Source organism: Metabacillus indicus LMG 22858 (assembly GCF_000708755.2).
Taxonomy (GTDB): Bacteria; Bacillota; Bacilli; order Bacillales; family Bacillaceae; genus Bacillus_P; species Bacillus_P indicus.
The window spans coordinates 634,863-657,640 of record NZ_JGVU02000002.1 but is presented as its reverse complement, the minus strand read 5'-3'; the positions used below and the strand labels follow the sequence as shown (position 1 = coordinate 657,640).

The 22,778-nt window shown below is 43.5% G+C and carries 22 protein-coding genes and 1 other annotated feature; of the genes, 20 read left to right on the top strand and 2 right to left on the bottom strand.

All coding sequences use genetic code 11. From position 1 onward, the window contains the following. Positions 1-2: 2 nt before the first annotated feature. From AZ46_RS06425 to recQ, 5 genes are all read left to right on the top strand, one after another. The gene (locus AZ46_RS06425; protein WP_029280845.1) at positions 3-695 is read left to right on the top strand and encodes a cobalamin B12-binding domain-containing protein; all 693 of its coding nucleotides are present in this window, start codon (positions 3-5) and stop codon (positions 693-695) included. Continuing rightward, positions 670-1,779, top strand: coding sequence for an ATP-binding protein (locus tag AZ46_RS06420; protein WP_051865306.1), 1,110 nt, complete (start codon positions 670-672; stop codon positions 1,777-1,779). The genes AZ46_RS06425 and AZ46_RS06420 overlap by 26 nt, the downstream gene beginning before the upstream one ends. Before the next feature lie 125 nt (positions 1,780-1,904). Next, positions 1,905-2,114 (top strand): cold-inducible protein YdjO-related protein, encoded by a 210-nt coding sequence (locus tag AZ46_RS06415; protein ID WP_029280847.1) that lies wholly within the window; start codon positions 1,905-1,907, stop codon positions 2,112-2,114. Between the two features lie 246 nt (positions 2,115-2,360). Then, positions 2,361-2,558 (top strand): cold-inducible protein YdjO-related protein, encoded by a 198-nt coding sequence (locus tag AZ46_RS06410; RefSeq protein WP_029280848.1) that lies wholly within the window; start codon positions 2,361-2,363, stop codon positions 2,556-2,558. A gap of 119 nt (positions 2,559-2,677) precedes the next feature. Further along, the gene (gene recQ / locus AZ46_RS06405; protein ID WP_029280849.1) at positions 2,678-4,786 is read left to right on the top strand and encodes a DNA helicase RecQ; all 2,109 of its coding nucleotides are present in this window, start codon (positions 2,678-2,680) and stop codon (positions 4,784-4,786) included. 41 nt (positions 4,787-4,827) lie between these two features. Here the strand turns inward: recQ and pepF are convergent, their stop codons facing one another. Further along, entirely contained in the window at positions 4,828-6,645 is a 1,818-nt protein-coding gene (gene pepF, locus AZ46_RS06400) for an oligoendopeptidase F (protein WP_029280850.1), read from the bottom strand. Between the two features lie 171 nt (positions 6,646-6,816). On the opposite strand from pepF, the gene AZ46_RS06395 reads away from it, so the two are divergent. The 15 genes from AZ46_RS06395 (at position 6,817) to thiE (ending at position 20,835) form a co-directional block, all read left to right on the top strand. Then, positions 6,817-7,383, top strand: a complete 567-nt coding sequence (locus AZ46_RS06395) for a YtxH domain-containing protein (protein WP_051865301.1) — start codon at positions 6,817-6,819, stop codon at positions 7,381-7,383. A 159-nt stretch (positions 7,384-7,542) separates the two neighbouring features. Then, positions 7,543-8,316, top strand: coding sequence for an SDR family NAD(P)-dependent oxidoreductase (locus tag AZ46_RS06390; protein ID WP_029280852.1), 774 nt, complete (start codon positions 7,543-7,545; stop codon positions 8,314-8,316). 141 nt (positions 8,317-8,457) lie between these two features. Then, positions 8,458-9,744 (top strand): helix-turn-helix domain-containing protein, encoded by a 1,287-nt coding sequence (locus AZ46_RS06385; RefSeq protein WP_029280853.1) that lies wholly within the window; start codon positions 8,458-8,460, stop codon positions 9,742-9,744. 22 nt (positions 9,745-9,766) lie between these two features. Then, a complete protein-coding gene (locus tag AZ46_RS06380; protein ID WP_029280854.1) occupies positions 9,767-10,225 on the top strand; it encodes a DinB family protein in 459 nt (152 codons plus the stop codon). Between the two features lie 133 nt (positions 10,226-10,358). Next, positions 10,359-10,721 (top strand): hypothetical protein, encoded by a 363-nt coding sequence (locus AZ46_RS06375; RefSeq protein WP_152554724.1) that lies wholly within the window; start codon positions 10,359-10,361, stop codon positions 10,719-10,721. Next, a complete protein-coding gene (yidC, locus tag AZ46_RS06370) occupies positions 10,664-11,494 on the top strand; it encodes a membrane protein insertase YidC (protein WP_029280856.1) in 831 nt (276 codons plus the stop codon). The genes AZ46_RS06375 and yidC overlap by 58 nt, the downstream gene beginning before the upstream one ends. Positions 11,495-11,626: 132 nt before the next feature. Next, a complete protein-coding gene (locus AZ46_RS06365; protein WP_029280857.1) occupies positions 11,627-12,292 on the top strand; it encodes a carboxylesterase family protein in 666 nt (221 codons plus the stop codon). Positions 12,293-12,493: 201 nt separating this feature from the next. Next, positions 12,494-12,760 carry a hypothetical protein gene (locus AZ46_RS06360; protein ID WP_029280858.1) on the top strand — a complete coding sequence of 89 codons (267 nt, stop codon included), beginning with the start codon at positions 12,494-12,496 and terminating at the stop codon, positions 12,758-12,760. Between the two features lie 75 nt (positions 12,761-12,835). After that, positions 12,836-13,054 (top strand) — a binding site (T-box leader). A 60-nt stretch (positions 13,055-13,114) separates the two neighbouring features. Beyond that, entirely contained in the window at positions 13,115-14,467 is a 1,353-nt protein-coding gene (locus AZ46_RS06355; RefSeq protein ID WP_029280859.1) for a sodium-dependent transporter, read from the top strand. 106 nt (positions 14,468-14,573) lie between these two features. Next, positions 14,574-16,052 (top strand): spore germination protein, encoded by a 1,479-nt coding sequence (locus AZ46_RS06350; protein WP_029280860.1) that lies wholly within the window; start codon positions 14,574-14,576, stop codon positions 16,050-16,052. A 10-nt stretch (positions 16,053-16,062) separates the two neighbouring features. Next, a complete protein-coding gene (locus AZ46_RS06345; protein ID WP_029280861.1) occupies positions 16,063-17,232 on the top strand; it encodes a Ger(x)C family spore germination protein in 1,170 nt (389 codons plus the stop codon). A 26-nt stretch (positions 17,233-17,258) separates the two neighbouring features. After that, positions 17,259-18,377, top strand: a complete 1,119-nt coding sequence (locus AZ46_RS06340) for a GerAB/ArcD/ProY family transporter (protein WP_029280862.1) — start codon at positions 17,259-17,261, stop codon at positions 18,375-18,377. 202 nt (positions 18,378-18,579) lie between these two features. Further along, complete coding sequence (gene thiM, locus AZ46_RS06335) at positions 18,580-19,389, top strand: hydroxyethylthiazole kinase (protein ID WP_029280863.1); 810 nt, start codon at positions 18,580-18,582, stop codon at positions 19,387-19,389. Continuing rightward, positions 19,386-20,213: a bifunctional hydroxymethylpyrimidine kinase/phosphomethylpyrimidine kinase gene (thiD, locus tag AZ46_RS06330; protein ID WP_029280864.1), complete on the top strand. Its 828-nt coding sequence runs from the start codon at positions 19,386-19,388 to the stop codon at positions 20,211-20,213. The genes thiM and thiD overlap by 4 nt, the downstream gene beginning before the upstream one ends. After that, positions 20,194-20,835 (top strand): thiamine phosphate synthase, encoded by a 642-nt coding sequence (gene thiE / locus AZ46_RS06325; RefSeq protein WP_029280865.1) that lies wholly within the window; start codon positions 20,194-20,196, stop codon positions 20,833-20,835. Before thiD ends, thiE begins: the two co-directional genes overlap by 20 nt. A 41-nt stretch (positions 20,836-20,876) precedes the next feature. Here the strand turns inward: thiE and AZ46_RS06320 are convergent, their stop codons facing one another. After that, on the bottom strand, positions 20,877-22,526 hold the full coding sequence (locus AZ46_RS06320; RefSeq protein WP_029280866.1) for an alkaline phosphatase: 1,650 nt from the start codon (positions 22,524-22,526) through the stop codon (positions 20,877-20,879). Between the last annotated feature and the right edge of the window lie 252 nt (positions 22,527-22,778).

Sequence of the window (22,778 nt, the reverse complement as noted above, 5' to 3'; positions counted from 1 at the left end):
TTATGAATCCCGTAGAAGAAATGAGTCAATTGTTTATTGATGGGGAACTTGGCCTTTCGTGGAGCTTATTGAACAGTCTGCTAGAAACGGATACGACAAGCACTGAGGTGTATGGCTTTTTATCAGATACTATGGACAATGTACTGGAACTCTGGGAAATGAATCGCGCAACAGTAGCGGATGAATATGTTGCAGCGGCTGTCTGCAAATCGATGATTGCAACCTATTACTACCAAAAAGTTGAAAAAATACATACACACTCCAATTTATCACTGCCTGCAGCAGTTAAACCGCGCGTTATGCTGCTTTCTATGAGAAATGAAGATCATGCGGTCGGAGGCATTATGACTTCTTTCTTGTTTAGAGAATTTGGCTGGGAAGCATGCTGCATTGAATCAAATGTTTCGATGGATTACATTTGTCAGTACGCCGAACGCTGGAAGCCTGATGTGATTGGATTCACAACCAGTCTTGTTTCAAATATTCCAGCTGTTATTGAATACGTCTCGCAATTGCAGAATCTGTCATTTTCCCCAACTGTTATGCTTGGCGGAAAACAGACAAGTGATTTTGATGTCGATTATTACTGCCCTCCAAACACCGTGGTGATTCAAAACATAGTCCAGCTGACAAGCTGGCTTCAAAATTCTAATTCAAGGACTGAACGCCATGGAAATGCAATTAATCGCAAGTAAATATGATAAAATCCCATTTCCTTACTTTCTGGTGGACAGAAAGCTGAATATTGTTTCAGTATCAAGATGTACGTTTACTATTTTCGATGAAGAATTAAACTTTCTTGATGTTGTAGGAATCGGTAGCAAGAAAAAAGCGGCAAAATTTATTCTCGACACGCCGTCGATTACAAAAATAGAGCTGAATTTAAAAACAAAGTCAAACCCGATGACGCTTTTTGATGTCTATATTCAATATGAGGGGAAAAATTTCATCCATATATTCTGCATAGACAAAGAGGAAAGTGTCGATCAGATTTATCAGGCAGTAAAAACGCTTGAAGGTGATTTGCTGTATGCTAATTTAAATCTCCTGGAAAAACAGGAACAGCTCGAAAAGTCTCTTCAGCAGATGAAAGAAATAGCCATTAAGCAGGACAGTCTGGCAACCGTAGGTCAGATTGCTGCAAGCATCGCACATGAAATACGCAATCCGCTGACAAGCGTTAAAGGTTTTCTGCAGCTCCTGAAGCCACATTTAATTGAGATTGGAAAAGGGCACTATGCCGATGTTGCGCTTGAAGAGCTGAACCGCGCTAATGAAATCATTTACGAATTTCTCAATAATTCAAAAACGCCGATTGAAACGAAACAGCCTGTGCTTTTAAGCAAACTTCTGAATGATATTGTCCTGATCTGCAAAAGCGAAGCCATCCTGACAAATTGCGAATTAACGTGCAGCATCATTGATGAGGAAGTCTATCTGAATGTTGATATTAAACAGATGAAGCAAGTACTCCTGAACATGATGCGAAATGCAATGGAAGCTATTCAGATCAGCAAGCAGAAAAAAAACGGAAACATATCCATTACGACTAGGCTTGACAGCGGCAAAATCGTAATTCAGGTGAAAGATAACGGAATCGGAATGAGCCAGGATACCCTGAATTCTCTGTTTAAGCCTTTTTTCACAACAAAAGAACAGGGAACCGGCATCGGACTCTCTGTCTGCATGGAAATCGTTAAAGCCAATAACGGGAATATTGATGTCATCAGTGAGGAAGGGTATGGATCTGCTTTCAGCATTACCCTCCCTGTTAAATAAGAAAAAACCGGATTGTGCCGCAATCCGGTTTTTTCGCACATACTAAAACAAAGTGCATGATCAGTCAAAAAAAGAAATAAAATTCTATTTTAAGCGTATACTAGTTAAAAAAAGGAGTTATGCGCATGTACTTTGCTAAAAAGGGTGCTGAAGAGCCCGTTACTATCATCGAAGATACAACTGTATACGCTTGCGAATCCGAGTCCTGCAACGGCTGGATGAGAAAAGATTTTTCAACGGAAGATCTGTCATGTCCGATGTGCGGAAGCACTATGGCAGAAGAAGTGCGTGAACTTCCCCAAATTAAAATGGATTATAATCCTTTCAGTAAATAAGTGCAGGCTGCCTATAACGGCAGCCTATTCCTTTTAGTTAAGGTCAGGCATGCTGGACGAAAGCAGAGCTGCAGCAAGAGGGTCTGTTGACGAAAACTGCAAAAATTTGTTATAATGAAAAGACGCTATTCACTGGGTATAAAGAGTCATCACGTCAAGGGTACTTTTTATAAGCAGTGAATTTTTTTTGTCATCACGTTTATGATTTTCTGTAAACATTGATAAGATCAGAGAGGAGAGTCATGAATGTACAGGAAAAAGCCTGAAGAAATTATTACTGAAGAAACGAAGGTGTGGATCTGCACATCAGACAGCTGTAAAGGCTGGGTCAGAGACAACTTCAAAAGCAGCGAAAGCGAGATTCCTGTCTGTCCGCTTTGCAAGAGCGAAATGAAATCAAGCACAAAAGAACTTGAAGTCATTAATAACCATAAAAAATATTAAGAACTCCATAACGGAGTTTTTTTTATTTCAGCAAAAGTTGATTTTCGCCAATTTCATAGCCAGAAAGAATGATCCCATGTAAAATAATAAGAAAAAACGTTTACTGGAGTGATTTTAAGGTGCTAGATCAGGCAAAAGAACATTTGAAGCATTATTTCGGCTATTCAGCTTTCAGGCCGGGACAGGAAGAAATCATTACAAATGTCCTTAATAGAAAGCATGCAGCAGGCATTATGCCCACCGGAGGGGGAAAGTCGATCTGCTACCAGATTCCGGCTCTGATCCTGCCGGGAATTACCCTCGTCATTTCTCCGCTCATCTCCTTAATGAAAGATCAAGTAGATTCTCTTGACCAAGCAGGCATTAAAGCGACCTTCCTGAACAGCACCCTTTCCCATTCGGAAACAACATCAAGGCTTGCAGACTTAAGGAATGGTCTTTATACCATTCTTTATATTGCTCCTGAAAGACTCGAATCCCCGGTTTTTATGGAGCAGCTCACGTCGATGGACGTTTCGCTTGTCGCTGTAGACGAAGCTCATTGTATTTCGCAGTGGGGCCATGATTTCCGTCCAAGTTATTTAAAAATAACGGATTTGAAAACAGCCCTTCCTTCAAACCCTGTTTTTCTTGCGCTGACTGCAACCGCCACACCCCAGGTAAGGAAAGACATCTGCAGCACTCTCGGCATATTGGGTGAGCATACTACTGTAACTGGGTTTGAAAGAGAAAACCTTTCGTTTCGCGTAAGCAGAGACGGGGACAGGATTCCCTTTTTAGAGAAGTACATTGCCGGCCGCAGTGAAGATACAGGTATTATTTATACAGCCACTCGAAAAGTTGCAGATCAGCTGTATGAACGTCTCTCAAAGAAGGGGATCAGGGCGGGGAAATATCATGGTGGTATGAGCGATGCAGATAGGACCAGTGCCCAGGATCTATTTCTAAATGACGACGTTCAGGTCATGATTGCAACAAATGCATTCGGAATGGGCATTAATAAATCAAATGTGCGTTATGTCATCCACTTTCAAATGCCAAAAAATATGGAAAGCTACTACCAGGAAGCGGGAAGGGCAGGCCGAGACGGGCTTGAAAGTGAATGCATCCTTTTGTTCTCTGCACAAGATGTTCAGGTTCAGCGGTATTTGATCGACCAATCATCCTTTCATAAGGAGAGACAGCATTCAGAGCTCGTTAAACTGCATCAAATGCGTGATTTTTGCTACACAGAAGGCTGCCTTCAATCCTACATCCTGTCCTATTTTGGGGACGAAGCAGCTGAGCCATGCGGAAAATGCAGCAACTGCAAAGATGAGCGGACTAGCGAGGATGTCTCAAAAGAAGCCCAAATGGTCTTGTCATGTATGATCCGCATGGGGCAGAAATTTGGCAAGACAATGATCAGCCAGGTGCTGACTGGTTCATCCAGCAAAAAAATCAAGGATTTTAACTTTCATGAGCTGTCTACTTACGGGATCCTGAAACATAAAACAGCAAAAGAAGTCAGTGAATTTATTGATTTTCTGACCTCAGAACAGTTTATTTCGATAACAGGCGGACAGTTTCCGGTGCTTATCATCGAGGAGAAGGGGCTGCAGGTTTTAAAAGGCTTGGAAACTGTTACTAGAAAAGAGCAAACACGGATTGTGCAAAAGGCTCCTGATGACGAGCTTTTCCTTGTGCTTAAGGCTGTAAGGAAACAGCTGGCCGAAGAAGAAAATGTTCCTCCGTTTGTTATCTTCTCGGATAAAACGCTGAAGGATATGAGTCTTCAGAAACCTGAGACGAAAGAAGCATTCCTCTCTGTCCAGGGAGTAGGAGAAGTAAAACACCAAAAATACGGCCGCATTTTTGCAGATGCGATTTCAGCCTTTTTAAAGGATCTTCCAGAAAAAGAAGAGCCCGGACGCGTAAAAAAAGAGCGAAAAGAATCTTCGCATCTTGATACGCTAAAGCTTTATCAGGAAGGTTTATCTGTTAAAGAAATAGCCGGAAAGAGAGATTTGTCTCCTGTCACAGTTGAAAATCATCTGCTGCGCTGCGCAAAAGAAGGCCTGAATATCGACACGGACAGCTGGGTTCCGGATGAATATGCCGGGGAGATAGAAGCGGCGATTGACGAACACGGAACAGCTGTGCTGAAACCTATAAAAGAAAGTCTGCCAAGTGACGTCACCTATTTTATGATTAAAGCTGCTATTGTGAAAAGGGAATTCATTCACTGACCAAAAAAAAGCTGACGCGCAGTCAGCTTTTTTGGATTTCTTTAAGAGAGAAAACTTTCTTCCAGTTCTTCAATCAGTGAACCTGCATAAGCGACTGCCTGTCTGATCGAGTCAGGGCTGGTCATATCAACGCCAGCTTCTTTAAGGAGCTCGACCGGTTTTTTGCTTCCGCCGGATTTCAGTACATTTATCCACCTGTCAACTGCAGGCTTTCCTTCATCTTCAATGAATTGAGAGACTAGTGTTGAGGCTGTCAATCCTGCTGAATACGTGTACGGATATAAGCCCATGTAATAATGAGGCTGCCTCATCCATGTAAGCGATGCTCCCTCATCAAGTGTAACTGCCTCTCCCCAGAATGATGAAAGGACATCTCTTTTATGGTTTGAAAGCATGTTCGCCGTAATTGGCTGTCCGTTTTCAGCGGATTCATAAACCCGGCGCTGAAATTCGCCTTCAAGCAGGTGAGTCACAAAATTATGATAGTAAGTCCCGAGAAGCTGCAGGATTACCCATCGTCTCATCCGCTTATCCTGTGTCTTTTTCAGCAGGTGTCTTCCAAGCAGCATTTCGTTAAGAGTTGACGGCGCCTCAACGAAATACGTGGAAGGGCGTGTATTCATGATCCGCTGATGCTTGTTGGCCAGATAGAAATGCCCTGCGTGGCCAAGCTCATGGGCAAGGACAAAAGCACCCCTCATCGTATCCTGCCATGTCATCAAAATATACGGGTGTACGCCATATGGACTTGAACAGAACGCGCCGGTTGATTTCCCAACGTTATCAGCAAGATCGACCCATCTGTCAGACAGCGCTTTTTTCATGATCTGAGTGTACTCAGGCCCCATTACATCCAGTGCTTCAAGGATGATGTCGCTTGCCTCCTGATACGTTGTTTTTGGATTGAATTCTGTGTCAAGCGGAGCTTTTAAATCGCAATAACGCAGTTCGTCAAGTTTCAGAACACGCTTTTTAAGTGCAGCAAATTTCCTCATGTGAGGAGCAAGTTCTGCCTGAATAATATCAAGCTGATTGCTGTACATCTCTTTAGTGACATGCTGAGGTTTAAGGAGCATGTCAGTTACAGACGGATAGTTTCTGAGACGTGATAGGGCCACCTGTTTCTTTACTTCTGCAGCATAGGCGGATGCGACTGTATTTTTGTAGTTTTTAAGAGTAGAAACAAACGAGTCGTAGGCCTTTCTTCTAACGTATGTATTTGACGAAAATTCATATCTGTCTTCATAGAGTGCAAATGAATTCGAGAGAAGATTGCCGTCTTCATCTTCGACGGATTCAAATGTCATATCTGCAAGCTTTGCGTTCTGATAAATTTTGTAAGGTGCCCCGTGAATCTCGCCGAGTGAAGCCAGAACTCGCTCTGATTCTTCTGAAAGACGGTGCGGTCTTAATTCTCCTAATTCCTGCAGTTTTCTTGAAAATGGCTCGAGCCTGCTTTCTTCTCTTATAAAAGCTTCCATTGTTTCCTCCGGAAGGCTGAGCAGTTCTGACTCAATGAACGATGTTTTTCCCTGAACGCCTGACAGCAGGGCTGCAAACAGTGAGGAGTTCGCCTGGTTATCAGGGCATGTTCCATCTGCCGATTGAAGAAGGCTGATGTAGGTTCCCGCTCTGACAAGCTTTTTAGACAGATGTTCCTCTGCTTCAAGGCAGGCAAGAAGGGAGGAGGCTGAATTTCCCAGAGTGCCCTTATATGCTGCAAGTTCAGCTGCATCATGTTCGATTGCGGCGAGTTCCTTTTCCCAGTCAGCGTGAGAATCATATAAATCTTCCAGATTCCAAGTCAGTGCTTCCGGCACCTCTGTTCTGGATAATCTCTTTTCGATTACTTTTTCCATATGTGTTCCTCCCATTTACATCAACTTGTTTCGTGCTTCTAAATAAGTATACTGATAATTTTTAAAAATGAACAGATTATTCTGAATAAACAGAAGGAAAAATGATGTTTCGTAAAGAAATCATTAAGGGTATGTACGCAATATGACATTAATCTACAGGGAGGAATCATGATGACGATTCAAAGCACGAACGAAAACACGCTTCAAACAACAAACACAGCAGTTCAACCGGCTGTAACAGCAGCACCGGAAGTGAAAACAAAGTCGAAAGGCAGCAAACTTGCTGCGGGTATTCTCGCTGGAGCAGTAATCGGCGGATTGGTCACATTGTTTGATAAAAATACGCGGAATCAAGTGAAAAAGTCAGCGGCGGGCATTAAAGATTCCTCTGCAGAGGTTTTCACTCAAGTGAAAGAAAATCCAGGCGAAGTTAAAAATCAGGTTGTCACGCAGTTTAAATCCGCAGCAGATTCACTTAAAGATGCGATTAACGAGGCGAAACGACTGTATGACCGCCTAAATGAAGATGTAAAGGGCAACGTCAGCGATGTCATTCAAGCTTCGAATGAAACTCTGGCAACGGCCAAGGATGCTCAGCAGGATCTTGCAGCCATCGGCTCCAAGGTAAAGGAAGCAGGAGCTGAACTGACAGGCGGGAATGAGTCTGAAACAGAAAAAGCTCCGGAAACACCGCAAAATCAAACGTCAATCCCCGGCACAAATGCAGGGAAATTCTAAATAAACGGGAGCTGCCTGAGATCAGGCAGCTCTTTTTTTTGGTGTGAAAAGGCTCTGCATGCAAAGAAATTTCACATGCGTCTACTCCTTCAGCATCATTTCCTGAAAACTCAAACTTCTATGATAAAATGAAAGAAAAAGAGAAAGAAGGCATCAATTATGAATCTGCCATCATTTGATCTGAAAAATAAAACAGCACTTATTACCGGTGCAGGGAGGGGAATTGGCCGCGCACTTGCCCTTGGGTATGCCGAGGCGGGGGCTGATGTGATTCTCCTCTCCAGAACAGAAGAAGAGCTGCAGGCAGCTGCAGAAGAAATCAGGGCAAAAGGCCGAAAAGCCTACCCGTTCCCTGCAGATGTGACGAGTACAGAAAGCATTAAGAGTGTATTTGCTGAGCTTGAGGCGCAGCAGATGAATGTCGACATTCTGATAAATAATGCCGGAATGAATATCCGTTCAAAAGCACTTGATGTGACAGAGTATGAGTGGGAAACGATTGTAAGTACAAATATGAAATCTGCTTTTTTTATGTCTCAAAAAGCAGCTGAGTGGATGAAGAAAAACGGGAAAGGCGGAAGAATTATTAATATTTCATCCGTCGCAGGCAAGACCGCCCTGAGAACAGGTGTTGTGTATGCCCAGACAAAAGCAGCCATGATTCAGATGACAAAGGTGCTTGCATTTGAATGGGGTCAGGATAACATACAGGTGAACGCCATCGGGCCATGGTATTTTGAAACGCCACTGACTGAAAAAATCCTGCAGGATGAAGCGTATGTTTCTGATATTCTTGCCGTAACACCGCTGAAGCGGATCGGGCAGCTGCCTGAACTTGTGGGACCTGCCGTGTTCCTCGGCTCCGATGCAGCAAGCTACATAACAGGCCAGACATTATTCGTAGATGGAGGCATGACGATTCACGGATTTTAATTATTCGCGGAAAATGCCGAAATTCAACCCAATTCATGAAATGTTGACTTTATTTTGGAACCTTTGTCGACTTGCAGGATTTTCCTTATCCCCGCCTCGAAAACGTAGGCAACAAAAAAATGAGAAAAGGCGGGGTTTTAGATGTCTAAAAAGGTAAGTATTTCAAAGGTAGCTTCCATGCTTGGGGAGTCCTCCTACATTTTAAAAATGTGGGAAGAAGAGTTCACAGCCATTCTTGAAATCGAACGGGATCATAAAAATGCCCGGGTGTACTCGCCCGAAAATATTGAAATGCTGAGAAAAATTAAACATATGAAGGACAGCCAGCTCGATCATGAGACAATTGTCCAAATGCTTGCTATGAACGGAAAAGGTGAAGCCGCTGCAGCCTCAGCTGCCGTTTTGGATCCGGATGCAGAACTTTCTGCAAAGAAAAATATTAAAGTGGCGCTTGAAGAGATTTTCAGTTTGATTGAAGAAAAAGGAAAACAGGACATAAATATACTTGAGCTGAAAATGGACCAGCTGGAGCTGTCGTTAATCGAACAGCTGAAGAAAACGGTCAAGCAGGAGTTTGGCGAGCAGACCAAAACACAGTTTCAAACGTCAAAAGGCCAGTTTGCCGCCCTGCATCACAGATTGAATGAACAGTCAAAAGCCCAGCTGAGTGCCGCTAAAGAGCAGATGGAAGAGCTTCAGCAAAAGCTCGAAGAACAGACGGATCTGCAGCTGAATGCCGCTAAAAACCAGTTTACGGCGATTCATCATAAGCTGAATGAGCAGTCAAAAGCCCAAATGAAAACGGCCAAAACCCATTTCACAGCACTCCAGAGCAAATTGAATGATCAGGCAAAATCCCAGCAACAGACATCAAAAGGCCAGTTTGCAGCGCTTCAGACAAAGCTTGACGAACAGAAGGAAGCTCAGTTCAATGCCGTAAAAGGCCAGTTTGCTGCTTTGAACACTAAGCTTAATGAACAGGCCAAAACACAGCTGCAGGCAGCAAAAGAACAATATGCTTCACTTCAGTCAAAAATGGATGAACAGACGAAAGTGCAGTTGGGCCAATTCTCCGGCCTTCAAAACAAAGTAAACGAACATGCAAAAACGCAGCTGACGATGTCGAAAAGCCAGTTTTCCGCATTGAAGGAAAAGCTTGGCGAAATGAAGGAAGCACACATGAATGCTGCGGAAGGACATTATGCATCTCTTCATGATAAACTGAACGTAATCCATGAATCTGCAAACAGTGAACGGGAAATGTTCTATGATGAGGTCAAGTATGAACGTGAGCTAGCCAAACAGTATATTGAACAGAGAGAACAAAAATTTCTTGCGTTCGTACAGCAGCAAAAAGAAAAAGAGGAACGTGCAGACCGCAAATACGGCCTTTCCATGCTGAAGCAGTTTATGGGATTTGCTAAATAACCTTAACCTGCGGAGGATAACGATGAACACGAAATTAATCAATCATTTTTTGTCGCACAGAGCTGTTACGCTTGAACTGCTTTCCATTATGAGAAACAATGATCCGGATTTTAAGCCTGCCGAATCGTCTATGTCGACTTCGAAACTGGCTGTTCATATGGCAACTTCCATGTACAAATTTACGGCTGTTGCCAAAGCAGGAAGCCCGGGACCGCTGATGGAAAAAGAGGATGTCCGGGAATCAGATCCTTTAAAAGCTGTTGAACTCTATACGGAAAAAACCGTTCAGCTGCTGGAATCACTCACTGATGATGAGCTTTCACGCGAGATTGATCTGACAAACGTCTTTGGATTCAAGACTACCGGTGCATCTCTTGTGAAGATGGGAATTGAGCACGAAGTAAACCACAAAGGCAACTTGTTTGTATATGCCCGTCTCCTCGGGCATACTGAACTGCCGCTGTATGTAAAAAAAGGATAACCAGAGCCTGCCGGCCAAATTTCCAGCCGGCGGGCTTTTTTATTGCCCATCCATGCAATGGAAGTGACATCCGCTTTCTTTTTCTATTTATGAGGTTTATACTTAGTGTAATAAAAGGAGGTGAATGCAGCACATGATGATGGAGTTTTCACACGAACTTACACCGTATCTGACTCTGATCAGCCTTTTCTTTACTGTAGCGGCGATCTTTGCCTGCGGCTATCTGCTGGATCAGTCCTTTAAAAAACACCCGTCTATGAAAATGGCAGTAAGGCATGAGCATAAAGACAGACTGATTTCACAGCGGAGACAAAATGAAACAAATGCGGTCATTGTCTGGATCATCAGGCAGATGAGACGGTATGATGCAGGAGATGATACTCCGTCCGGCTTCCTTCTTGAATCTTTCATACTCAATGAAAAACAAGGAGGATCTACATGGAAAAGAAATCTGCATTCACCTCTCGGAACGTATTCCTTGCACTGCTTGGAATAGGCCTGCTTATTCTTTTGAGCGGCTGCCAGCAGGCAGGCACCGGTGGCATTCAGGAAATAACGAGCGTTACCCCGGGCTTTTTTAATCACTATTTTGTTTATCCGTTTTCACTGCTTTTAAAAACGTTTGCCGAATGGTTTCAGGGAAGCTACGGGCTTTCAATCATTCTCGTAACGTTGATGATCCGGTTCGTTCTTCTTCCATTTGCCCTTAAACAGTCGAAAGACCAAATGCACATGAAGGGGAAGATGGCAAAGGCGCAGCCTGAGCTTTCAGTTATTCAGGAGAAAATGAAAAAAGCAAAAGATGCAGAAACAAAGACGAAACTGCAGCAGGAAACGATGAAAGTGTATCAGAAGCACCAGATCAATCCGCTTGCTGCACTTGGCGGATGTCTGCCGCTTCTCATTCAGCTTCCGTTCTTAACCGGGTTTTATTATGCCATTCAGAGAACGCCTGAAATTGCCCAGCATTCCTTTTTATGGTTTAACCTCGGCAGTCCGAACCTTGTCCTGACACTTCTCGCAGCAGGCATCTATTTTCTTCAGGCAAGAGTATCGCTCGTCGGTCTTGAAGAAGCGCAGAAAAAACAAATGGCCATGTTCAGCTATTTGTCGCCTGTCATGATCGGCATGTTCTCGCTGACAGCACCGGCAGCTCTTCCGCTTTACTGGACCATCGGAGGGATGTTTGTCATTTTGCAGACTCTCCTGACGAAAAAATTGTTTCATGCAGACAGCAGCAGAAACAGGAAAGCAGAAGCACCCGTTTAATACTAAAACGAATATTCTTCAAGATAAGACCGGAGACTTTGATCTCCGGTCTTTTTTCATCTGTTCAAAAAAGGATTTGGCCATGAAAAGAAGAATGTATGTAGAAGATGATTAAAAAAGGGGTTATAGCAGATGAAATCCGGAGTATTTGAAAAAACAATCACGAAAAAAATTGAGGCAAAGCTATCATATTTACTGAAGCTTCCTGAAGGATATGAAGAAGGGACCGATGAAGTGCCGCTAGTTCTGTTTCTGCATGGCGCGGGCGAACGGGGCACAAATCCTGAAGACGTCAGAAAAATAGGGCTTCCGGAGGTGGCAGACAGAGAAGATTTTCCCTTCATCCTGCTCGCTCCTCAATGTCCGGTATCCACGGCGAGAAGGTCGAACTGGATTATGGAACTCGACGGGGCGCAAGCTTTGCTGGAAGAGGTTGTGGAGACTTACAGAGTCGATAAGAGCCGCATCTATTTGACGGGCATGAGCATGGGGGCATATGGAGCTTTTGAACTAGCAGGAAGAATGCCGGAAACATTCGCAGCGCTGGCTGCAGTATGCGGAGGCGGCTGCCCTGAGAAAGCAGGCCTTCTGAAAGATCTCCCTGTCTGGATTTTTCACGGAGAAGACGATGACGTGATTCCAATAAAAGAAAGTGTTGATATGGTCAATGCTATCCGGCATGCGGGCGGAACCGCAGCATTCACCTCATATCCTGGGGTCAAGCATGATTCATGGGTCCAGGCATACAATGATCCTGAGCTGTACAAATGGATGCTGAGCAAGAGCAAGGGGGAATAAAATAGAAAAGGAGACGCTGGTAAACCAGTCGTCTCCTTGCGTATTGAGGCGAAGAACCACATGCCACATCATGTGTGCGGAAGTTCCGCATGTTCTTCGACTTACACAATTCAGCTCATCGCTCTAGTAATATACCATGCATGAAGAAAAGAAACAAGGATGATTTTTAAAATGACATCATTGCAGGGGAGGCAGGGCTTCATGAATTTGAAAAAGTTCACTAAGGATTTTAAGGAATTTCCGCTGAGCGACGGCTGGAAGCTTGTGATGCACAAGGATTTTGAGCTGTTCAAAAGCAGGGAAAATTATGCAATTATCGATGCCGAAGCCGACGTCCTCTTAAAGTTTTACCTTGAGAGCCCGGAAGTAATATGCTTCAAAAAAACCGTCTGGAACCTCGACTGCAAGCTGAACTGCGCATCAAAAGTGCTGACTGTCTTTAATGAGCCTGACCTATATGATGAGTGAGGACAGGTTCCATTTTTAAAAAAACAGGTTGACATCAGCAGTCATGAGATGTTTAAATTATCTATAAATTAATGGAGCGTAACGTTGATGGGAAACACAGTAATCGCATTGTCCCTGTTATAGAGAGCTGACGCTAGGTGAAAGTCAGTACACACAATGCGTATGAATTTCGGTCCCTGAGTTTTTGTTTCGACCTGACGGAAGGAATGAGCGGGTTGTCCCGATATCGACTTAAGAGCCGGAGAAGAAGTATTCTCAACTAGGGTGGTACCGCGATGAACAGTCGCCCCTACACACAGGGGGCGGCTTTTTTGCGTTTTCATTAATATAAGACACAATCATGAGAGGTGCATAATGAGAGAACAACAGCAGTGGTCTTCAAAACTGGGTTTTATTTTAGCTGCAGCAGGATCAGCAATCGGACTTGGGGCAATATGGAAATTCCCGTATATAGCCGGAGTCAGCGGAGGGGGAGCCTTCTTTTTTATATTCCTTCTCTTCACATTATTGCTTGGCTTGCCATTGCTCCTGGCAGAATTTGCGGTCGGAAGAAGCACTCAGAAAGATGCGATCCAGTCATATAAAGCAATCGCGCCGGGAACAAAATGGTTTTCTGTCGGTTATTTAGGAATGATAACCTGTTTTATTCTGCTGTCATTTTATAGTGTCATTGGAGGATGGATTATTCTCTACCTCGTAAAAACACTGACAGGAGATTTAAACGGACTCAGTCAGGAGCAGTATGGGCAGCTGTTCGGGGAAACGATCACTGATCCCGTACTAAGCGTCGGAGCGCACTTTGTCTTCATGGCAATAACCATTGCGGTTGTTGCAAAAGGGGTCCAAAAAGGAATTGAGCGCACTAGTAAAGTTATGATGCCGGTTTTATTTCTTTTGTTTATCGTACTGATTTTCCGTTCGCTTACTTTAGACGGTGCGATGGAGGGAGTCCGCTTTTTGTTTCAGCCTGATTTTTCAAAATTAACGTCGGAAACCATTCTGGCAGCACTGGGGCAATCCTTTTTCACCCTAAGTGTAGGTGTGTCCGTTATGGTAACGTACAGCTCTTATTTATCAAAAGAGTCCAATCTGCCTCAATCTGCGTTTTCGATTGTCGGAATGAACATCTTTATTGTTGTTCTTGCAGGGCTTGCGATCTTCCCGGCCGTCTTTTCCTTCGGCCTGAAGCCTGATGCCGGTCCGGTGCTGCTCTTTAACGTACTGCCGACCGTATTTAATCAAATGGCATTTGGAATGGTATTCTTTGCGGCATTCCTCCTGCTTTTCCTGTTTGCATCCTTAACTTCGGCTTTTTCTATGCTTGAAATCATTGTATCTGTGTTATCAAAGGGAGACGCTGAGAAACGGACAAAATGGTCATGGACAATCGGGCTTCTTATCTTTGCAGTAGGTATACCGTCTGCCCTATCATTTGGGGTCTGGAGTGAAGTAAGCATTTTCGGCAAATCCATTTTTGATGCGGCGGATTATCTGGTCAGTAACATCCTGATGCCTGTGGGAGCCCTGCTTATATCTATATTTGTTCCGCTGAAAATGAAAAAATCAGCTCTTTATGAAGAGCTCTCTAAAGGATCTTCGTTATCCAAAGGACTGTTCAATGTGTGGTTCCTGCTTATGAGGTACGTGGCGCCAATTGCCATTTTCCTTGTATTGCTTGATGTATTGGGTGTTTGGAAGCTGTTATAAGTAATGGGAAGGAAGGACTCCGCATGCTGCGGGGTCCTTTTTGCGTATACTCAAGGGGAATTTAAGGAATATTAATCCATACTAAATTGAAATTGAGGGACTGCGCATGTCAAAAATGGTTGCTCCTGAAAAGATACCCCAATCCCTGCATGCCGGCAAATTGCTGATTTGTGAGAAGCTGGGTAACAGTTCGGATTTAAAATTTAAAGAAATGAAAAATAACGGATTTACTTTTTTAATCGTATATATCAGCACGATTGTTGAAAACAAACAGCTGGAGGAGCTGATTCTTCCATCACTTGCTTCCTTTGATGCAGAAAAGGCCCAGGCAGCAGATGATACCGTCGATTTCCTCCTGGATCATGTTATAGCTCTGAAGGACACCAGGATAACAACAGACATGAATGATGCAGTAAATGAGCTGCTTTTTGGCAATACTGTCATTCTTTTAGAAGGTCAGTCGAGCTGTATTACAGCCGGAACGGACAAGTTTCCTGAGAGGAGTATTTCAAACCCGAAAGCTCAGCGGACTCTGAAAGGACCCGACATCGGATTTAACGAAGATATTTCTTCAAATACGGCATTAATCAGAAAGGTGATCAGAAATCCTTCACTAAGAATAGAGTCACCGGAAATCAATTCTACAACTAAAATCTGCATCATTTATATGGAAGGAAAAGCCGACAAGGAAATCATAAAAGAGCTGAAAGAGGAGCTTTCCTCTATAAAAATGGACGTGATTCTTGACTCGAATTATCTTGAAGAAACGCTGCAAAAATCTTCAAACTCCATTTTCCCCCTGACTCTTTCAACGGACAGACCGGACGTTGTCTGCAGTGAACTTATGGAAGGGAGGATTGCTCTCATCGTTGACGGGACGCCGTTTGTAGTCACGCTGCCGACTGTGTTTGTACAGCTTTTTCAGTCGCCGGATGATTATTATTTTTTGACGAAAAAGATTATGGCAAAAAGGTTCTCACGGATGTTGATTTATTGTTTAGCCATCCTGCTTCCAGCCCTGTATATTGCGTTTACGATTTATCATCCAGGTCTGATTCCGACTAATCTGCTCGTTGGAATTGTCACACAGAGGGAACTTGTGCCTGCTCCGACAGTAGTTGAGACCATCGTCTTTTATTTTCTGATCCTGATTATTACGGAAAGTTCGCTTAGACTTCCGCAATCCGTTGTGTTTACGGTCACTGTTTTTGCGGCCATTGTCCTTGGGCAATCTGCGGTTGAAGCTTATCTTGTTCAGCCTTTTACGCTTGTTGTATTAAGTGCCTCTTACATCTTTTCAAGCATCATTCCGGTCTATTCTCTTGCGACTGTTTCTCAAAAGTTGACTGTTGTATTTATGTTTCTGGCGTCTGTTTTAGGGTTTTTCGGCATTATTGCAGGAATCATGTATTATCTGCTTCAGCTATCTTCATCAAGATCATTCGGGGTGCCTTATCTTGCTCCGTTTGCTCCTTTTAAGCCTGGAGATCAAAAGGACGCTGCATTCAGGGTACCCATGTATGAACAGCTGAATAATAAGAAGACCTTTACTAAAGAAGAAAAAGACCAGCTGAAAAACAAGTAAGGAGGACGCGATGAAGAGAAAAGCATGGGGACTTATATTTTTCGTCATTCTTACTCTTGGTTCAAGTGTGGTTATTTCAAAGAATGTAGAGGACACTTTGATTAAATCGATCTCTATCGTCAGTGCGATAGGAATTGATACCAGTGATGAAGGGTATGAGGTAACACTTCAGATGATCAATACTGCAGCTAAACCTGATTCAGCAGGAGAAGTTCCTGGTTCAATTATCTACCAGCAATCAGGCAGAACCATTTCTCAGGCAGTTAAAAACATTCTAAACCGCAATCCAAAGAAAATTTTTCTCGACAGCGCCGAATTGATTGTCATTGGAGAACAAACAGCAAGAGAAAAAGGTATTCATGAGATACTGGCCTTGTTTCTGACAGAATCTGAGATTTCCTCAAGCATAAAAATTATGGTCACAAAAGATTATCCGGCAAGCAAAATTTTAAAGACCATTACCCCGGCAGAAAAAGTCTCTTCTAAAAGAATCAACGACGTTGTCCATAGCAATGAATTAAATCTTGGATCTGCGGCAAGTGTATATCCTGTTAAAGTGATGAACGATCTTCTCAGAAATATAAAAGCAACAGCGCTTCCTTATGTTACTCTGAGCAGTGATCAGGAGATAGGCTCCTCACAAGAGAACGTTTCTTCACCTGAGCCGGAGGTACTTTTGATCCTGAACGGAATGGCTTATTTTAAAAAAGACAAGCTTGCTGGTTATTTAAGCAGGGATGAGAGCAAGATTTTTCTTGGTTTTACCAACAATACAAAAAAAGCGACGATTGAGACTAAATGCGGAGCTGGTTTTTTTACCGTACACATTAAAAAGTCAAAAACCAGCGTAAAACCAGTATACAATAACGGAATGGTCTCATTTCAAGTCAAACGGAAGATGAAGGGTGAATTGTTTGAAAGCACTTGCAACAAGAATGATCTTCCTTATTTAGAATCAAAGACTGAAGCATTCTTAAAGAGTGAGATGGCAGGACTGATTGCCAGAAGTCAGGAAGAAAATAATGACTTTATTGGCTTTCTAAAAGAAGTCTACTTGAGAAACCCATATAAATTTCAGGAAATCAACAAGAAGTGGAAAGAACTATATCCTGAGGTACCGGTAGAAGTAGAAGTGGATTTGAAGATTGAAGATATTGGAGATGTGAACAGGATACCGTAACCCTTTCATGCAAAGGATGATGAATGATGAATCAGCAGATTACTCCCTATCAGGTTTTTTCCTTAATGGTTCTTTTTCTTTTAGGCAGCACAGTGGTAGTAGGCCTCAGTTTAGATGCTGAGGAAGAAGCCTGGCTTGTAAATATGATAGCCATGGCGGCAGGTATAGTCATTTATTTTTTGTATATATGGATTCTCAGCATCGATCCCAGGAGAAAAACCTTTACAGAGCTTTTGAAGACAAGTTTCGGCAAGTGCATAGGGACTTGTTTCATTTGCCTTTACGCAGTCTATTTTCTTTATATCGGTATGAGAGTAGTGAAAGATTTTGAGTTTTTCATCAGCACGGTCCTTTTTTACAACATTGAAACCTGGGTCATTGGTTTTGTTTTCATTCTGCTGGCAGGTTATGCGTGCATATTAGGATTAGAGGCGATTGCAAGAGTATCGGAATTGCTCTTTTTCGGAAGTATTATGATGATTGCTGTGACCACTCTCATAACCATTTTGAACCCAATGTTCGAATGGACAAATGTTCTACCTCTTATAAAGCCTGACTGGAGGTCCGTGATAGGATCTGTTTTTCCGGCAAAAATAACGTTTCCGTTCGGAGAACTGATTGCATTCCTCATGATTTTTCCCGCTGTGAATAATCAGTCCTATTTGCTTAAAAGAGGATGGATGGCTGTTGTATTCAGCGGTCTCATTATTATTGTCATAACAGAATCCATCATCGGCATGCTAGGGGCGAAAATTGCGGTCTATTTTTCCTATCCCCTCATTAAATCAATCGAAACGATTGATTTGCTGGATTTTTTTCAGCATATCGAAATCCTTTCTGTCATTGTTTTTTTCTTTGTAGGGTTTATAAAAGTGGTGCTTCTCTGCTATGCCGCTATAAAAAGCCTGTCTGAGATTATGCCCAGGGTAAAAAATAATCACCTCGTATACGGGGTCCTTTCAGCTGGATTCGCATCCACCTTTTTTATGGATAAAAGCATAGTAGAGCATACGAAAACCGGTCTTGAAATCGTTCCTAAATATATTCATCTCCCATTTCAATTCGGAATTCCGCTGCTGCTCCTTTTTATTCTTCTGCTAAAAAACCAGCTTAAGAAAAAGAAAGCAGCTGTCCAAGATAAATAGTTGCAAAATCTCCCTTGTACGGGTAGACTTTGAAACAAAGTACATAACAAAACGGGAGCTTGTGGAATCAGGCTGAGAGTGCGGCTAACTGCTGCAGACCGGATGAACCTGTTGGATAATGCCAGCGCAGGGAGATTATAGGGATACCTGTAAGCACTTTGCCGCGGCAAAGTGCTTATTTATAATTGGAGGGGAAACGATCATGTCCATTCAAGCAGAATTAGTATTGGAGAATGTAAGAGAACAAAACCCGCTAGTGCACAACATAACGAATACGGTCGTGACAAATTTTACGGCAAACGGGCTTCTTGCTCTTGGGGCTTCTCCCGTCATGGCCTATGCGAAAGAAGAAGTCGCGGATATGGCAAAAATAGCGGGTGCAGTCGTACTGAATATCGGTACATTAGATGAAAGAATAGTAGAGTCGATGCTGATTGCCGGAGCTTCTGCCAATAAGCACAATGTTCCTGTTATCTTAGATCCGGTTGGTTCAGGGGCAACACCTTACAGAACGGAGACGGCTAAAATGCTTGCAGAAAAGCTGGACATTGCCGTAATCCGGGGCAATGCTGCAGAGGTTGCAAGTCTTGCAGGTGAAAACTGGGCAATAAAAGGGGTCGATTCTGGTGCAGGAGAAGGGGATGCTGCAGCGCTTGCCGTTAAAGCTGCAAAGCAGTTGAGGACGGTTGTTGTGATTACAGGAAAAACGGACTATATTTCAGATGGTGAACGGCTATTCAGCTGCAAAAACGGACACCAGCTTCAGACAAAAGTGACTGGGACAGGGTGCTTGTTAAGCTCAGTTGTCGGAGCGTTTTGTGCAATTGAAAAAGACTATGTTTTTGCCGCCGCTGCCGCTGCAGCTGTCTATGGATGCGCTGCTGAAGCAGCAGTAGAAAGGCTGTACAGACTCGAACCGGGCAGCTTTCAAATCGAGTTTTTAAATGAACTGTATCATCTTGAACCGAAAGATTTGAGAGAACGCATAAAGCTTGAGGAGGTGCTTGCATGAGTGTTGCAAGAGCATTAACAATAGCAGGTTCTGACAGCGGGGGAGGCGCAGGAATACAGGCTGATTTAAAAACATTTCAGGAGCTCCGTGCATTTGGCATGTCAGCTATAACAGCAGTGACAGCTCAAAATACGCTTGGCGTGCACGGCGTGTACCCGCTTTCGGCAGAGGCGGTTATGAAACAAATAGAAGCGATAGGGACAGATCTTGGAACAGATGCACTGAAAACAGGCATGCTTTTCAGCAGTGAAATCATTGAAGCTGTTTCCGTCCAAATTAAACGATTCGGCTGGGAAAAGGTTGTGGTCGATCCTGTTATGATCGCAAAAGGAGGGGCATCACTCCTGCAGCAGGAAGCGATTGACTCATTGATCACTCATCTTTTGCCTCTCGCACTTGTTATTACCCCTAACATCCCTGAGGCAGAGGCTCTCTCAGGAATAAAAATCGAAACAATTGAAGACCGGAAACGTGCGGCAGAAAAGCTGCATGCATTTGGAGCAGGATATGTGGTGATCAAAGGCGGGCATGCAGATGAGACAGAGCAGTTGATCGACATGCTCTATGACGGCAGTGAATTCTTCTTTTTTGAAAATGATCGTATTGCAACTGAAAATACACATGGAACAGGTTGTACGTTTGCCGCTGCGATTACTGCTGAGCTTGCTAAGGGAAGCAGTGTTCAACATGCCGTTCAGCTTGCAGCCGATTTTATTCATGCCGCGATAAAAGAAGATCTTAAGCTTGGAAACGGTCACGGTCCAACGAATCATTGGGCGTATCAGGAAAGAAGGACGGGACGATATGGAAAGCAGCATACTTAGGCAGAAACTGAATCTGTATTTTATTATGGGGAGCACCAATTGCCTGAACAAACCTGAAGAGGTGCTTCTCCATGCTGTTAAAGGCGGCATCACGATGTTTCAATACCGTGAAAAAGGAAAGAATGCACTTACAGGTATGGATAAACGAGAGCTCGCGCGCAGCCTTCAAAAAATATGCGCAATGCATGCCGTTCCCTTTATTGTCAATGACGATATTGACCTTGCAGTCGAACTTGATGCAGACGGTGTTCATATTGGACAGGATGACACTGATGCGGGCGAGGTGCGAGAAAGAATCGGAAACAAGATACTGGGTGTTTCTGCCCATACGATGGCAGAGGTGAAAAAGGCAATGAAAGATGGTGCGGATTACATTGGGGCAGGGCCCATATTTCCAACTGCAACGAAGGAAGATGCTGAACCTGTAAAAGGGACACTTTTGATTGAAGAAATAAGAACGGCTGGGGTAACCATCCCGGTTGTCGGCATCGGCGGAATAACCTCATTCAACGCCCGTGCTGTTATAGAAGCAGGAGGGGATGGAGTTTCCGTGATTTCAGCCATCAGCCTGTCTGGGGACCCATACAGAGCCGCGGAGGAATTACTGAAATCTGTTCAATAAAAAACAGCGGGCACATTCAATTTGATGTGCCCGCTGTTTGCTTATTTGGACTTTTTAACGAGTTGGACAGCGTCCTTGGAAAGATAGAATCTGTCTTTCGTTTGAACCGTTACACTGTCCAGTTCGATTTCTTTGCCGTTTACAATGGCAAGATCTTTATTCACTGGAAATTCAGCTGTAGTCTTCCCTTTTTTCACAACTAGAATTGGGTTGTTTTTATCTTCAGCGTTTACAGATACTTTTGCACTCATAGCTTCAAATGCCGTTTTTGCGTCAACAAACAGTTTTTTGTCGAGCTCTTTTAAATCAAAGCCCATGGCTGAAGCTGTAATATGGGCAATGTCAGTGTTCTCAACAAAGCCAACCGGTTTACCTGGTCCATACGAGTACATGAATAAGTCTTCTCCTGTATGTCCCCCAGACGTAAAGCCGATGTTGGCACGCTCAGCAAGGAGCTCAACCAGCGTTTTCGCAAGATTCTTGCTGTCGTTAATCGCTTGTGTTTCTTCCGCAGTCGGGTTCTTAATACCGTAAAGTGCTGCCACTTCCAATTTGTTTGATTGATCCGGCTTTAGCTGCTTCATTGCTCCTTCAAGAGTCAGTTCTGCTTCTTTCAGAGGATCAATGTACTCAGAGACTGGGATGGAAGGGTAGTCTGCACTTGTATTCTGGTTGCCGATTGAAATACCGCTGTTTCCGTGATCAGAAAGTGCGATAACCATTGTGTTTTTATCTTTCTTTGCAAAATCAAGAGCTTCTTTAACTGCTGCATCAAAAGCAAGTGTATCGCTGATCATGCCGATTGGATCATTGGCATGGGCAGCCCAGTCCGGTTTGCTTCCTTCTACCATCAGGAAGAATCCGTCTTTATCTTTAGAAAGGGCTGAAATTCCCTTTTTCGTCATTTCTGCAAGTGTCGGCTCATTCGGGTTTGTCGTTTCACGGTCCATGTCATAGGCAAGAGCAGCCGGTGCGAACGCCCCCCAAAGCTTGCTTGATCTCGAATTTAAAAGCTCCTCCCGGGATTCAACGATGTCATAGCCTCTGTCTTCAGCAACCTCAACCAGATTTTCACCATCTTTCCGGCTGTTTTTAGCCATGCCTGTTGTCAGAGAATCTTTTCCTCCTCCTAAAACAACATCAATATCCTGATAGATTTGCTGTTCTGCGATGTTGTCATACTCACCACGGTGTGAAGCATGAGATGAAAAAGCAGCAGGTGTAGCGTGCTGAATTTCAGAGGTAGAGATGATGCCGGTTGCTTTGCCGCTTAATTTGGCACCTTCAAGAACATTCGCAACAGGCTTGTGCGGCTGATCAGCAAGTGAACTGTCAAGGCCAGGTGATGAAATGGTTTCAGGCAGTACGCCGACAAACTTATCATTCGTTTTGTTTCCTGTCGCCATTGCAGTGCCTGCAGGAGCTGAGTCAGTAATGGCAGATTCAGCTGAGTATGTACGAACGCCGCCAGTCAGGATTTCATCCATTGCAAGTGGACCGCCTTTATACCATCTTGCAAGAGTAGTAGTCGATGAACTCACGCCATCCATGACAAGGACAATTACATTCTGAGCTTGTGGTTTTGCTTTCTTCGCTTCTGCTTTTTCGTTGGCTGCCGTGAATCCAAGGGATCCAGCTACCAGTGTGCCGGCAAGGGTAATGCCGAGGATTTTTTTGTTTAAAGTCATCATTTAGCCTCCCGAATAATTGGTATAAGTAAAGAATATCGGCTAAACGTTAACCGAGTATGATAGGTATGTAAATTAAAATTTAATACATGATTACCGGAATATTAAGATGATTCATAAGGAGCGGGAGGAATTTCACATGATAAAAGAAAAGGATAATAATATTATTATGTTAACTATATAAACCGTTCTTGAATTCTGTGCAAATCTTTCAGCCAAGGGGGCTATATGACCCTAATAGAAGGTATAAGCCAG